The sequence below is a fragment of the Dactylosporangium maewongense genome, assembly GCF_039531485.1.
Lineage (GTDB): Bacteria > Actinomycetota > Actinomycetes > Mycobacteriales > Micromonosporaceae > Dactylosporangium > Dactylosporangium maewongense.
Map to the genome: position 1 here is coordinate 15987 of NZ_BAAAQD010000062.1, position 13294 is coordinate 29280.

Here is a 13294-nt window from a genome sequence, read left to right on the forward strand (position 1 = left end):
ACGCCGGAGCGCAGCGGAGGTGGCGGCATGACGGTGTACGAGGCGCAGGCGCGTGTCGCGGAGATCCGGACCCGGATCGGGCTCGGCGCGCCCGCCGCGGCCGGCAGCGGGGAGGCGTTCGCGGCGACCCTGAAGTCCACATTGGACAGCACCTCCGCGGTCACCGGCGGGGACGTCGTGGACGCGGCGAAGCGGTACCTCGGCACGCCGTACGTCTTCGGCGGCACCAGGCCGGAGAGCGGCCTGGACTGCTCCGGCCTCGTCCAGCGGGTCTACGCCGACCTCGGCGTCACGCTCCCCCGGGTGGCGAAGGACCAGGCGCGCCAGGGCACCGCGGTGGCCGACCTGGCCCACGCCCGCCCCGGCGACCTGCTCGCCTTCGGCAGCCCCGTCGACCACATCGCCATCTACCTCGGGAACAACCGCATGATCGCCGCGCCGCACGCCGGCGACGTGGTGAAGGTCCAGGACGTGTACGAGACGCCCACCGCCATCCGCCGGATCGTGAACACCTCGCTGGACCCGGCGTGGTCCTCCGCGCTGTCCGGCGCGACGGGCGCCGGCTCGCGCTCCGCGACGGCGATGGCACTGCGGCCCGCCGCCCTCACCGGGGCGACGGTGGCGACGCCGGCGGAGGTGCCCTATGCGGAGCTCTTCCAGCAGGCCGGCGCGAAGTACGGCCTCGAGCCCGCCCTCCTGGCCGCCGTGGCGAAGGTCGAGTCCGGCTACGACCCGGCCGCCGTCAGCGGCGCCGGCGCGCAGGGCCTCATGCAGCTGATGCCGGCCACCGCCCGCGGCCTCGGCGTCGACGCCCTCGACCCGGCGCAGGCGGTCGACGGCGCCGCCCGGATGCTGTCGTCGAACCTCGAACGCTTCGGCTCGATCGACCTCGCCCTCGCCGCCTACAACGCGGGCGGCGGCGCGGTCAGCCGCTACGGGGGCATCCCGCCGTTCGCGCAGACCCAGGCCTACGTCCCCAAGGTCAAGGCGGCCATGGAACAGCTCGCGGGAAGGGGTTTCGCATGACCGCACCACTGGACGTCACCCGGCTGGCCGCCGCCACCCGCGCCGCCGACCAGCCTGCCGCCGCTGGCCCCTCGGACGCGTTCGCGGCGGCCCTGGCGGCCGCCACCCACGGCCGCGCCTCCCAGGGCGCACCGACCCAGGGCGCCCGCGACCGCCGCCTCGATCAGCGCTTCGAGCAGCGCCCTGAACAGCGCCCCGAGCAACGCCCCGTGCGGCGCCCGGAGCAGGACCGCGACCGGGACAGGACGGACAGGACGGACAGGACGCAGGACCGGCGCTTCCCGGTGCGGGACCGCCGCGCCGACGACCGCCGCCGCGCTCCCGAGGCCGACGCCCTCGCCTCCACCGCGGCCGCCCAGCAGCACCGGGAGCCCGTGATGCGGCGCCCCTCCTCCGAGCGGCCCCAGGAGCCCCGCGATGCCGCCGCCGCTCCGGTACGGCAAGCGCCCCGCCCGGCGGACCCCACGCCCGGCGCTTCGCGGCCCCTCGCGCACGCCCCCGGCCACCCGGCCACCGAAGCGCGCCCCGGCTCGGCCGGCGAGGCGGGCGTGCGGCGCCCCCTGGAGGCCATGCTGAGGGCCGCCGCCGCCGAGACCGGCCCGACGGTCGTGACCGTCCCGCTCGTCGCCGCCGAGCCAGGACCCCAGCCGGCGCTTCCCACCACCCTCCAGCCGGCCGGGCACCAGCTCGACGCCCGGGCCGTGCCCCAGGCCGGGGCAGCGCCGCAGGAACAGGACCCGGCGCAGACTGCGGCCCAGGCCCAGCTCGGTCTGCGGCCAGGCGCCCCCACCGGGACCGAGATCGGTGCGGCGACCGGTGCGCAATCTGAGGGGCAGGCCGGGTCCCGGACCGCGGCTCACTTCGGGGCACAGCTCACGGCACAGGCCGGGTCACAGCTCGCGGCACAGGCCGGGTCACAGCTCGCGGCACAGCTTTCGACGCAGGCCGACGTCCAGGTCGCGGCGCAGGCTGGGACACAGCCCGCGGCGCAGGCTGGGGTACAGACCGCGGCGCAGGCCGGGGCACAGCTCTCAGCTCAGGCCGGAGCGCAGCTCGCGGCGCAGGCCGGAACGCAGGCCGGGGCACAGCTCTCAGCGCGGGCTGAAGCACAGCTCGCGGCTCAGGCCGGAACGCAGGCCACCGGGCACGACGCGGCACGGACCGGGGCACAGGCAGCCGGGCAGGACGCGGCTCGGATCGGGGCGCAGCTCGCGGCGCGCGCCGGGGCGCAGGCTGCCGCCGGACAGGACGCGGCGCTGACCGGGGCGCAGGCCGCCGCGCAGGCGCTGCCCGACCCGGCGGCGCGACTCGCCACACCGCCGCAGGTGCCGGCCGATCCCCGAGCCGCGCGGCCGGCCGGCGAAGGGCAGGACCTGACCGCCTGGACCGGCAACCCGCTTCCCGGTGCCGGCCTGACCGCCACCGCGGCGACCACTCCGGTGGCGGCGCCCGTCGTGGCCGCGTCCGGCGCCACGCAGGCGCTCGGCTCCGGGGCAGCATCCGCCACCGTCCCGGCCGCCCCCGCGCAGGGCCTGCTCGCCCAGGCGGCGGCGCTGCTGACGGAGCAGGAGGCGGCACCGGCGGCCGACCCGGCCCAGCTCCCCCGGGCGCCGCGGACCACCGACCCGGCGACCGCCCAGCTCACCGGCGATGCCACCCTGACGGCGCAGGCAGCGCCGCCCGTGGCGACGCCGGCCACCACACCGCTCGACCCGCAGCACCAGACCCAGCCCACCACGGCCCAGCCCACCACCGCCGCCCAGTCCGCGCCCCAGTCAGCCGCTCAGTTCGCGGCCCAGTCAGCCGCCGCCCAGTCAGCCGCTCAGGCCGCGGCACGGTCCGCCGCCGAGGCCGGCGGCGCAGCGAGCCCGCAGGGGCTCCCCCAGTCCGTGCCCACGGCCGCCATCGCCGCCACCGACGCGGTGCCGGCCGAGGCGCGTGGCGGGGCGGTCGACGGCGGTCAGCAGGCGGCGCAGCTCGCGGCGCAGCGGGCGGCACAGGGAGCCGCACAGGGCGCGCTCGCCGGCGACGCGCAGGGCCGGGGCGGCCAGAGCGGGACACCCGGCGGCAACGGTCACGCGCGGCACCCCGCGCGGATCGAGGACGGTGCCGGCGGAGGGCAGGCGGTGGCCGTACAGCTGCCGCAGCCGCCGATGACGCAGGCCGTCGCGGCAACTCCCGCGCCCGCGCAGGCACCGCCGCCGGCACCGGTGGCGACGCAGGTCGCGATGGTGCTGACGCCGCTGCGGAAGGGGCCCGACGGGGTGCACCGGATGACGATCCAGCTCAGCCCCGGGGACCTGGGGCAGGTCAGCATCGTCGCCGAGGTGCGGGACGGGACGATCGCCGTGCAGCTGGCGGCGGGCAGTGACGCGGCGCGGGCCGCGCTGCAGGCGGCGCTGCCGGACCTGCGGCAGGACCTGCGGGACGCGGGATTCGGGCAGTGCTCACTGGATCTGCACCAGGACACTGACCGGCCCGGCAACCAGTCGCAACAGTTCTCAGGTTGGCAGTCGCAGGGTCGATCTCATCAGCAGGCACCCGAGTCGCGGGCGACCGAACCGGTCCTCGACCCGGACGCCCTGGTCGACGTGCGCATCTAGGTAGGGGGTTTCGCCATCACCACCCCGATCACGCCGGTCTCCGGCCCTGTCACCGGCCCTGCCAGTGGCCCCGCCCGCGCCCCTGTCAGCGCCCCTGCCAGTGGTCCTGCCAGTGGCACCAACAGTGGCGCTGCCAGCGGTCCTGTCAGTGGTCCTGTCAGTGGCAACGTCGGCGACTACGTCCCGAAGCCGGTCCCCGGCAACGTCAGCGACTACGTGCCGAAGACGAACGCGCCCGGCGACGTCGCGAAGACGGACGGCACGAAGCAGGAGGCACCCGCGAAGCCCGGCGGCGACCTGGGCAAGGACGCGTTCCTGAAGCTGCTCGTCGCGCAGCTGAAGTACCAGGACCCGATGAAGCCGATGGACAACTCGGAGTTCCTGGCGCAGACGGCGCAGTTCACCACGGTCGAGAAGCTGACCGACCTGGCGACGGCGCAGCAGAGCCTGCTCACCGCGCAGCTGCAGCTCGGCGCGAGCAACCTGATCGGCAAGACCGTCGCGTACACCGACAAGGACGGCAAGGAGCAGTCCGGCGTGGTGACCGCGGCGACGTTCTCGGGCACCAGCCCCACCCTGCGGGTCGGCGACACGGATGTCGCGCTCACTGCGGTCAAGGAAGTCCGCAACCCGGCATCCTGAAAGGACCCCTCCCCCATGCTCCGCTCACTCTTCTCCGGCATCAGCGGTCTGCGGGCCCACCAGCAGATGATGGATGTCACCAGCAACAACATCGCCAACGTCAACACCGTGGGGTTCAAGTCGTCGCAGGTGGTGTTCCAGGACACGCTGAGCCAGATGATGCGGGCCGCGGGCGCGCCGCAGCAGGGGCAGGGCGGCACGAACCCCGCCCAGGTCGGCCTGGGCGTACGGCTCGGCGCGATCAACACGAGCTTCATCCAGGGCTCGGCGCAGACGACGGGCCGCGCCACCGACGTGATGATCTCCGGCGACGGGTTCTTCGTCGTCAACTCCGTCGACGAGATGCTCTACACGCGGGCCGGTGCGTTCAACTTCGACGCCGAGGGCAAGCTGGTCACGCCGACCGGCGCCGCGGTGCAGGGCTGGCCGGCGGTGAACGGCACGGTCAACACGAACGCGCCGATCGGCGACATCCGGCTGCCGATGGGCACACTGATCGCACCGAACGCCACCCGCAACATGGTCATCGCCGGTAACCTGCCGGCCGACGCGCCGCTGAACACCACGATCCCGCGGTCGATCAAGACGTACGACGTGCAGGGCAACGTGGTGACGCTGACGTCGACGTTCACGCTGACCGCCGGCGGGTGGGAGGTCAGCGTCAGCGACGGCACCACGCCGTCGTCACCGGCGAGCCTGACGTTCCTGCCGAACGGGCAGATCAGCGGGCCCACGTACACCGACTCGAACGGCAACACGAAGATCGGCCTGCTGTACGACCCGGACAGCGACGGCAACGGCGTCGAGGTGGACCTGGCGGGCCTGACGGAGTACACGGGCAGCACGACGGTGAGCCCGCTGAGCCAGAACGGTTCGCCGGCCGCGACGCTGCAGTCCTTCAGCATCAACCCCGACGGTCAGCTCGTCGGCGTGTTCTCCAACGGCAACAAGCAGACGGTGGCGCAGCTCGCGCTCGCCAACTTCAACAACCCGCCCGGTCTGGAGAAGGTCGGCGACTCGCTGTACCGCTTCACGGTGAACTCGGGCCTGGCGCAGGTCGGCGTCGCCGGGACGGCGGGTCTCGGCACGTTGCAGAGCGGTGCGACGGAGATGTCCAACGTCGACCTGGCGCAGGAGTTCACGAACCTGATCGTGGCCCAGCGCGGCTTCCAGGCGAACTCGAAGGTGATCAGCACGTCGGACGAGGTGCTGCAGGAGCTGGTGAACCTGAAGCGGTAAGGGATTCCATCGGACAAAAGGCCCACCCTTCGGGGTGGGCTTTTTGCGTAGCACCTCCACGGCAACCGTCAACTCCTCACCTGTCGGCCGATCGGTCCGATGTGAACTCCGAAGGCACCACGGAGGGGGCCTCGCCCACTACCACCAAGGACGGGAGCGCGTCGATGATCCTGCTGACCCGACTCAACGGCCCGGTGTTCGCCCTCAACCCCGACCTGGTCGAGCGGGCCGACTGCACCCCCGACACCGTCGTGACCCTGGTCGACGGCACCAAGTACCTGATCGCCGAGTCACTGCCGGAGCTGGTGGCGCTGATCCGCCAGTACCGGGCGCAGGTGGTCGTGGACGCGCAGCAGCTCGTGGGGCAGACGTCGGCGGAGCGCGCCGACGAGGCCCGGGAGCGCGCCAAGGAGACCAACGTCGTCCATCTCCACCGTCGGGAGCGCTGACACATGGATCCGGCAACCATCATCGGGGTCGTGCTCGCCTTCATCGCGATCTTCGTCTCGATGATCCTCGAAGGCGGCAGCCCCGGCTCCATCTTCCTGTTGCCTCCGCTGATCCTGGTCTTCTTCGGCACGCTCGGCGCGGCCATGGCCGGCGGCATGCTGAAGGACACGATCGCGCTCGGCGACTCGTTCAAGCGGGTGCTGCTGGGCAGCGTGCAGCCGGCCGACGCGCTGGTCGACGACATCGTCAAGCTCGCCGAGAAGGCCCGGCGCGAGGGGCTCCTCGCGCTGGAGGACGCGATGAAGGAGGTGCAGGATCCGTTCCTCAAGAAGGGCCTGCAGCTCGCCATCGACGGCACCGACTCGGAGGAGCTCGCGACGATCCTCGAGGCCGAGGTGGACGCGAAACGCAAGGCCGACAAGCAGGCCGCGACGATCTTCACGGGCATGGGCGGGTACGCCCCGACGATCGGCATCATCGGCACGGTCATCGGCCTGATCCACGTACTGGAGAACCTGAGCCAGCCGGACAAGCTCGGCCACCTCATCGCCGGCGCCTTCGTGGCGACGCTCTGGGGAGTTCTCTCAGCAAACGTCATGTGGCTGCCGATGGGAGCCAAGTTGAAACGGCTGTCCGAGCTCGAATGCGCACAGATGGAGCTCGTGATCGCCGGCATCATCAACATCCAGGCAGGGGCCAACCCCCGCCTGGTCGCACAGAAGCTCCGAAGCCTGCTGCCGCCGGGCAGCGTCACTGAGAAGAAGGAGGCCGCCTGATGAGCGGACAGCGAAGCGGCTCGGTCCGCTCATCATGTGACAGGTTTGGCTCAGGCCGACGCCGGAGCGCAGCGGAGGTGGCGGCATGAGCGGAGGTGGGCACGCTGCCAAGGGCGGCACCAAGGGCGCGCACGCGAAGGGCCACGGCAAGAAGCACGGCGCGCACGAGGAGGAGCACGAGAACCACGAGCGCTGGCTGGTCAGCTACGCCGACATGATGACGCTGCTGATGGTGCTCTTCATCGTGCTGTTCGCGATCAGCCAGGTCGACCAGAAGAAGTTCGCGGAGCTCAAGAACGGTCTCGCGGTCGGCTTCGGCTCCCCCTCGGTGGCGTTCGACGGCGGCGAGTCCAACCTCATGGAGTCCTCCGACAGCGACTCCCCGATGGACCTGTCCTCGGGCATCGGCGGCACCACCAGCGACGCGACGGCGATCCAGGAGGCCGTGGCGGCGAAGGAGCGGGCGACGGCGTCGGCGAAGCAGAAGGCCGCGCAGCAGGAGGTCGAGAACTTCGAGAAGATCAAGGACCAGATCGAGAAGAACCTCGAGAAGCAGGGCCTGCAGGACTCGGTGAAGTTCACCATCGACGAGCGCGGCCTGGTCGTCACCGTCGTCACCAGCGCGATCGTGTTCGACGGCGGCGAGGCGCAGCTGCTGTCCGCCGGCCGGGAGATCATGGCCGGGATCGGCCCGGCGATCGCCGGCCTGCCCAACAAGATCGAGGTCGACGGGCACACCAACCAGCTCGCCGCCACGACCGGCAACTACCCCAGCGGCTGGGAGCTGTCCACGGCCCGCGCCTCGACGGTGGTGCGCTTCCTGCACAGCAACGCCGGCATCCCGGAGACCCGCCTGATGGCGTCCGGCTACGCCGACACGAAGCCGCTGTACGCGGCGGACGACCCGCGAGCGGCGTCGCTCAACCGGCGGGTGGAGATCATCGTCCTGTCCTCCCTTCCGGCCGACACCCGGGCGCTGCTGCCCTCGGCCACCCCGACCTCGTAAGGAGCGGCCTGGATGGCGAAGGACGAGAAGGCGGCTCAGGCGGAGACCGAAGAGGCGCCGAAGAAGAGCAGGAAGAAGCTCATCATGATCATCGCGATCGTGGTGGTGCTGCTGGGCGGCGGGGCGGGCGGCTACTTCATGTTCAAGCCGTCCTCCGCGACCGCGGCGCCCGAGCCCGAGCCGGGCGCGGTGGTGCCGCTGGACCCGGTCACGATCAACCTGGCCGACGGGCACTTCCTGAAGCTCAGGCTGTCGCTGCAGGCGACCGCGGACGCGGCCGAGGCCCCGGACGGCAGCAAGGCGCTGGACATCGCGATCGAGCTGTACAGCAACCGGCCGATGGCGGAGCTCATGTCCAACACCGAGCGGGAGCGCTCGAAGGCGGAGCTCCGGGAGAAGATCGAGAAGGCGTACACGGTGGACAAGACGAAAGAGATCATGGACGTGTACTTCACGTCGTTCGTGATCCAGTAGGCCCGAACCGGCGGATCTGGGGGTTTCAAGGAAACCTCTAGGTCCGTTTCGGCCGTTTTACGTCAAGCTGCACCCAAAAAGACCGATGGTAAGAGAGTGACGCAGTCAACGTCGGCGACCGGGAGCGGCCGCACGCCCGGCAAGATGAGCCGGCGTGGCGGCAAGAGCTCCGGTCCTGAGCCGTATGACTTCCGGCGTCCGACCAAACTGTCCCGCGAACACATCCGAACCCTGCAGATCTCCTACGAGACCTTCGCCCGCCAGTACGCCACGCTGCTGACCACCAGCCTCCGGGCGGTGTCGCAGGTCAGCCTGATCTCCATCGAACAGCTGACCTACGACGAGTACATCAGCGGCCTGTCCAGTCCGACCGTCGTCGCCATGTTCAGCATCGACCCATTACCCGGCACTGCCATCCTGGAGTTCTCCCTGAGCACCGCCATGGCCTGCATCGACCACATGCTCGGCGGCCCGGGCGGCCCGCAGCCCCAGCGCCCGCTGAGCGACATCGAGATGCCGTTGCTGCACGGCCTCATCGAGCGGACGCTCGGCGAGCTGCGCTACGCCTTCGAGGGCATCGTGGCGTTACGGCCGGAGATGACGACGATCGAGTACAACCCCCAGTTCGCCCAGGCGGGCGCGACGTCCGACGCCGTGATCGTGGCGTCCTTCGAGATGCGGGTCGGCAGCGAGGAGTGCGTCGCCAGCATCTGCCTGCCGTTCGGCTCGATCTTCCCGAAGCTGCAGGGCGAGCAGGGCAGCGCGGTGCTCACCGAGGCACAGCGGGCGGCCCGTGAGATCGCCTACCGCAACGTGGTCGCCGGCCTGGAGGGCGCGCCGATCGAGGTCGCGGTGCGCTTCCAGCCGGTCCGCATGCACCCCGCCGACCTGATCGGGCTGCGGCCGGGCGACGTCGTGCCGCTCGCCCACACCACCTCGACGCCCCTGGCGGTGACCACGGCGGACATCACGTTCGCCTACGCCGTCCCGGGCGCGCAGGGCAACCGTCTGGCCTGTCTCGTGGTGCCGAGCCCGCAGCCAGGTCAACGACCGACACACCGGCCCGCAGGACAGCCGGCCGGACAGCTCGGCCAGAACCGCGCTGAGGAGAACCGCCGATGACCATCGCCACCAACGAGGCACTGCTGGCCCGCGCCGAGGCGGCCGCACAGGCCGCCGTGGCGCTGCTGCCCGCCAGCTCCCCGCTCTCCGTCGGTGCGCCCACGCAGAACGTCGACGAGCTCGCGATCGACGGCCAGGCCGTCCGCGCCCGGTTCGCCGGCACCGCGCAGGGCGAGGTCGCCATCGTCGTCACCCAGGACCTCGTCGAGGCCCTCGCGAACTCCCCCATGGGCGCCCTGGACCTGAGCCAGGCCGTCCGGCCCGCCCTGGAGGCCGCGGCGACCACCGTCGGGCCGGTCGTCGTCGACCCGGGCGAGGTGCTCCAGCCGGCCGGCGCCATGGGGCAGGTCGTCGCCGCGGGCGGCGTCCTGGTGCCGCTCACCACCGACGAGGGTGCCGTCCACGCCGTCGTCGCGCTGGCCGTGGCGGTCGAGGTGACCTCCGGCGGGGGCGCCGGCGACTTCCGCGACGACCGCGACGACCGCGGCCGGCCGCCGGCCTTCGACCTGCTGCACGATGTCGAGATGGAGGTCACCGCCGAGCTCGGGCGGACCCGGATGAGCGTGCGGGAGCTGCTGTCGCTCGCCCCCGGCGCGGTGATCGAGCTGGACCGGGCCGCCGGCGGCCCCGCCGACCTGCTCGTCAACGGGCGGCTCATCGCCCGCGGCGAGGTGGTCGTGATCGACGAGAACTTCGGCATCCGGATCACCGAGATCGTCGGCCCTTCGGACCGGGCCTAGTCGCTGATGTTCGAACTGGCTTTGCGCGTCCTGTGCTCACTCACCGTAGTGTTTGTCCTACTGTGGGCGTTGGCGCGGCTGGCCCGGCGCGGGGTCGGCGGCGGCCACGGCGCGGGGCTGGTCACCGTGCTCGCCCGCCAGCAGCTCAGCCGGGGCTCGTCGGTCGCGGTCGTGAAGGTCGCCGACCGGGCCCTCGTGCTCGGCGTCAGCGACGCGGGGGTGTCGCTGCTGGCCGACGCGGACGCCGCGGTGTTCTCCGCCGGCGCGCCGGAGGATCCGCGCCCGTCCCCCCTGGCCGGCTCGCTGCTCTCGGCGGAGGCCTGGCGGTTCCTGAGGGGCAAGCGATGAGGCTCCTGCTGGCTCTTGCCGCCTTCGGTACGGCGCTGCTCCTGCCCGCCGCCGCCCACGCCGCACCGACGCCGAAGCCACCGGTGTCGCCGACCCCACCCGACGGCACGGTCAACATCGACGTCGGCGGCGTCCAGCCCAGCCAGTCGATCACCATCATCATCCTGCTGACGCTGCTGTCGATCGCGCCGTCGCTGCTGCTGATGACGACCAGCTTCACGAAGGTCTTCGTGGTCCTGTCGATCACCCGCAACGCGCTCGGCCTCAGCAACGTGCCGCCCAACCAGGTCATCGCCGGCCTGGCGCTGTTCGTCAGCCTCTTCATCATGTCGCCGGTCGTCTCCGAGGTGAACGACGTCGGGCTCCAGCCCTATCTGAAGGGAGAGAAGACCCAGGCGGTGGCCTTCAAGGACGGGATGCAGCCGCTCGAGGCGTTCATGCTGAAGCAGACCCGCAAGGACGAGATCGCGCTCTTCACGAAGATCGCCGACCGGCCGCTGCCGAAGAACAAGGACGACGTGCCGCTGTCGACGCTGATCCCCGCGTTCGTCCTGTCCGAGCTGCGGGCCGCGTTCATCATCGGCTTCGTCATCTACATCCCGTTCCTGGTCATCGACATGGTCGTCTCGGCGGCCCTCATGTCGCTGGGCATGATGATGCTGCCGCCCGTCACCATCGCGCTGCCGTTCAAGCTCCTGCTGTTCGTCCTGGTCAACGGGTGGGGGCTGATCCTCACCGCCCTCGTGGCCAGCTACCACTGACGAGGTGTACCCCGCATGACCGACACCAAGATCCTCGAGCTCAGCCTGGAGGCCATGACGATCGCCGCGAAGCTCGGCGCGCCGATCCTGCTCACGGCGCTCGTCGTCGGCTTCGCCATCTCGCTCTTCCAGTCCGTGACCCAGATCCAGGAGTCGACGCTCTCCTTCGTCCCGAAGGCGGCCGCCATCGGGCTGGCGCTGCTCTTCGCCGGCAACTGGATGCTGCACGAGATGGTCACCTACACCGAGCAGCTCTACGCCCAGATCCCGGACCTGATCAAGGGTGCCTGAGTCCTACACCGTGCCGCTGAGCACGGTCCTGGCGATCCTGCTCGGCTCGATCCGGGCGGGCGTGTGGCTCGCCCTGTGCCCACCCTTCAACAACCGCGGCGCGCCCGCCGCCGTGAAGGCCCTGCTGTCGGTGGCGATCGCCCTGCCCATCGCCCCGCGCCTCGCCCCGCAGATCCCGCCGGGCATGTCCACCGGCGTGCTCATCCTCAACGCCGTCGAGCAGGCCGTCATCGGCGCGGCGCTCGCCTTCATCACCGCGCTGCTCTTCGCCGCGGTCCAGATCGCCGGCAACATGATCGACCTCGTCGGCGGCTTCAGCCTGGCGTTCTCGATGGACCCCTTCATGCTCCAGGGCAACGCCGTCTTCGGCCGCTTCTACAACCTCATCGGCATGGCGCTCATGTTCGCCACCGACTCGCACCAGCTGATCCTGCGCGGCTTCGCCCGCTCCTACACCGCGATCCCGCTCAACGACGCCTTCTCCCTGGAGACCTTCGCCGGCATCATCAAGGACGGCTTCGGCGAGATGTTCCTGGCGGGCCTGCAGATCGCGGCCCCCCTGGTCGCGATCATGCTCGCCGTGGACGTCGCCCTGGGCCTGCTGACCCGCGCCGCCCCCGCCCTCAACCCGTTCTCCTTCGGCTTCCCGGCGAAGGTCCTGCTCACCCTGGTCATCGTCGGCACCGCGATGATGCTCCTGCCGAACGCGATCGCCAACCTGACCGACCGCTCCGTGACCCTGGTCCTGAAGCTCCTGGCCGCCTGACCGCGGCGCGGGGCGTCAGCGGTGCGGGTGGGTCAGGGGTTGTCCTCGGCGCGGCGCTGGGGGAAGGGCTCGCCGGCCACGGCCTCGGCGCGCAGCGGCTCATCGCCGGTGGCGGCGTCCGGGGACGGCTCGCGCTTCTTGTCGGGCTTGCCGTAGCTGTGGGTCACCATCCGGAAGACGGCGAGCATCACCGCGGCCACCGGCACGGCGATGAGCAGGCGGAGCAGCCCGGTCTGCAGGTCGAGGTGGTGGGTGACGAACGTGGCGTAGAGGGCGGGCGACGCGATCACCACGGCGAGGAACAGCGTGGAGAAGCGTGCCATCCCCAGCACGTCAGCCGCCCACCAGGCTCAGGCGCTCGCAGAGCATCGCGGCCCACTGGAACGGTGTCGAGGGCCGGCCGTCCAGGAGGGCGACGGGCACCCGCAGCGACAGCGGGCTGGCCGGGTCGCCGCTGGACATCGTGCCGCGCAGGCAGATGGCGTCGACGCGGCGCAGGCCCTGCAGGTGGTGGGCGACGTCGGAGGTCTTGCGGCTGGCGTCGACGACGACCCAGACCGCGACGGGGCGGACCGCCTCGACGATCGCGGCGGCCCAGGCGGACTCGTCCAGGGCGGCCTCGACGGCGACGACGCTGGGCGCGTCGGACTTGCGCAGCTTCTTGGCCCAGAGGCGGGCGTCGTGGGCGCCGGTGACGCGGCGCTTGGCGTCGATGCCCGCGGCGGCGGCGTTGCGGCCGGCGAAGAGGATGTGGTCGCTGTCGAGCCGCTGGGTCTCCGCGACCCACCGGGCGACCTCGACCGCGTGCGTCGACTCGCCGACGACGATGAGCGTCTCCCCCGGGCCATCGGGCGCGGGCTCGGCGACGGGCAGCGCCGCGAAGGCGTCGACCACGGCGCTGTAGGTGTCGGCGGCGTTGGCCCGGAACGCGATGTCCGACGGCACGCCCAGCGACTGCAGCCGGCGGCCCAGCGCGGTCTGCCGCTCGGACTTCTCCGCGGCGGTCCGGTCGCCGCTGGCGCGTTCGGCCGCGGCGGCCCGCACGGCGCG

Annotated in this window: 15 protein-coding genes and 1 pseudogene; 14 read left to right on the forward strand and 2 right to left on the reverse strand. The window is 71.9% G+C overall.

The window, feature by feature from the left end; translation table 11 throughout:
* The first annotated feature begins 27 nt into the window (after nucleotides 1–27).
* The 14 genes from ABD332_RS58830 to ABD332_RS58895 all read left to right on the forward strand — a co-directional run bounded on the left by ABD332_RS58830 (nucleotide 28) and on the right by ABD332_RS58895 (nucleotide 12244).
* Nucleotides 28–1026 (forward strand): transglycosylase SLT domain-containing protein, encoded by a 999-nt coding sequence (locus ABD332_RS58830; RefSeq protein ID WP_344515720.1) that lies wholly within the window; start codon nucleotides 28–30, stop codon nucleotides 1024–1026.
* Nucleotides 1023–3629 carry a flagellar hook-length control protein FliK gene (locus ABD332_RS58835; protein WP_344515722.1) on the forward strand — a complete coding sequence of 869 codons (2607 nt, stop codon included), beginning with the start codon at nucleotides 1023–1025 and terminating at the stop codon, nucleotides 3627–3629. The genes ABD332_RS58830 and ABD332_RS58835 overlap by 4 nt, the downstream gene beginning before the upstream one ends.
* A gap of 216 nt (nucleotides 3630–3845) precedes the next feature.
* On the forward strand, nucleotides 3846–4271 hold the full coding sequence (locus tag ABD332_RS58840; protein WP_344515723.1) for a flagellar hook capping FlgD N-terminal domain-containing protein: 426 nt from the start codon (nucleotides 3846–3848) through the stop codon (nucleotides 4269–4271).
* 15 nt (nucleotides 4272–4286) lie between these two features.
* Nucleotides 4287–5510 carry a flagellar hook protein FlgE gene (locus ABD332_RS58845; RefSeq protein ID WP_344515725.1) on the forward strand — a complete coding sequence of 408 codons (1224 nt, stop codon included), beginning with the start codon at nucleotides 4287–4289 and terminating at the stop codon, nucleotides 5508–5510.
* Nucleotides 5511–5674: 164 nt separating this feature from the next.
* Nucleotides 5675–5959: a flagellar FlbD family protein gene (locus ABD332_RS58850; RefSeq protein WP_344515727.1), complete on the forward strand. Its 285-nt coding sequence runs from the start codon at nucleotides 5675–5677 to the stop codon at nucleotides 5957–5959.
* A gap of 3 nt (nucleotides 5960–5962) precedes the next feature.
* Nucleotides 5963–6736 (forward strand): flagellar motor protein, encoded by a 774-nt coding sequence (locus ABD332_RS58855; RefSeq protein ID WP_344515729.1) that lies wholly within the window; start codon nucleotides 5963–5965, stop codon nucleotides 6734–6736.
* A gap of 85 nt (nucleotides 6737–6821) precedes the next feature.
* The gene (locus tag ABD332_RS58860; protein ID WP_344515731.1) at nucleotides 6822–7742 is read left to right on the forward strand and encodes a flagellar motor protein MotB; all 921 of its coding nucleotides are present in this window, start codon (nucleotides 6822–6824) and stop codon (nucleotides 7740–7742) included.
* 12 nt (nucleotides 7743–7754) lie between these two features.
* Nucleotides 7755–8216 carry a flagellar basal body-associated FliL family protein gene (locus tag ABD332_RS58865; RefSeq protein ID WP_344515733.1) on the forward strand — a complete coding sequence of 154 codons (462 nt, stop codon included), beginning with the start codon at nucleotides 7755–7757 and terminating at the stop codon, nucleotides 8214–8216.
* A 96-nt stretch (nucleotides 8217–8312) separates the two neighbouring features.
* A complete protein-coding gene (locus ABD332_RS58870) occupies nucleotides 8313–9338 on the forward strand; it encodes a flagellar motor switch protein FliM (protein ID WP_344515735.1) in 1026 nt (341 codons plus the stop codon).
* Nucleotides 9335–10078 carry a flagellar motor switch protein FliN gene (gene fliN, locus ABD332_RS58875; RefSeq protein ID WP_344515737.1) on the forward strand — a complete coding sequence of 248 codons (744 nt, stop codon included), beginning with the start codon at nucleotides 9335–9337 and terminating at the stop codon, nucleotides 10076–10078. The genes ABD332_RS58870 and fliN overlap by 4 nt, the downstream gene beginning before the upstream one ends.
* A gap of 48 nt (nucleotides 10079–10126) precedes the next feature.
* A complete protein-coding gene (locus ABD332_RS58880) occupies nucleotides 10127–10426 on the forward strand; it encodes a flagellar biosynthetic protein FliO (protein WP_344515739.1) in 300 nt (99 codons plus the stop codon).
* Nucleotides 10423–11187 carry a flagellar type III secretion system pore protein FliP gene (gene fliP / locus ABD332_RS58885; protein WP_344515741.1) on the forward strand — a complete coding sequence of 255 codons (765 nt, stop codon included), beginning with the start codon at nucleotides 10423–10425 and terminating at the stop codon, nucleotides 11185–11187. The genes ABD332_RS58880 and fliP overlap by 4 nt, the downstream gene beginning before the upstream one ends.
* Nucleotides 11188–11202: 15 nt before the next feature.
* Nucleotides 11203–11478: a flagellar biosynthesis protein FliQ gene (gene fliQ, locus ABD332_RS58890; RefSeq protein WP_344515742.1), complete on the forward strand. Its 276-nt coding sequence runs from the start codon at nucleotides 11203–11205 to the stop codon at nucleotides 11476–11478.
* Nucleotides 11471–12244: a flagellar biosynthetic protein FliR gene (locus ABD332_RS58895; RefSeq protein WP_344515744.1), complete on the forward strand. Its 774-nt coding sequence runs from the start codon at nucleotides 11471–11473 to the stop codon at nucleotides 12242–12244. Before fliQ ends, ABD332_RS58895 begins: the two co-directional genes overlap by 8 nt.
* 32 nt (nucleotides 12245–12276) lie before the next feature.
* Here the strand turns inward: ABD332_RS58895 and ABD332_RS58900 are convergent, their stop codons facing one another.
* Nucleotides 12277–12567 (reverse strand): hypothetical protein, encoded by a 291-nt coding sequence (locus ABD332_RS58900; protein ID WP_344515746.1) that lies wholly within the window; start codon nucleotides 12565–12567, stop codon nucleotides 12277–12279.
* Between the two features lie 10 nt (nucleotides 12568–12577).
* Nucleotides 12578–13294: pseudogene (locus tag ABD332_RS58905) on the reverse strand (hypothetical protein); the annotation flags it as partial.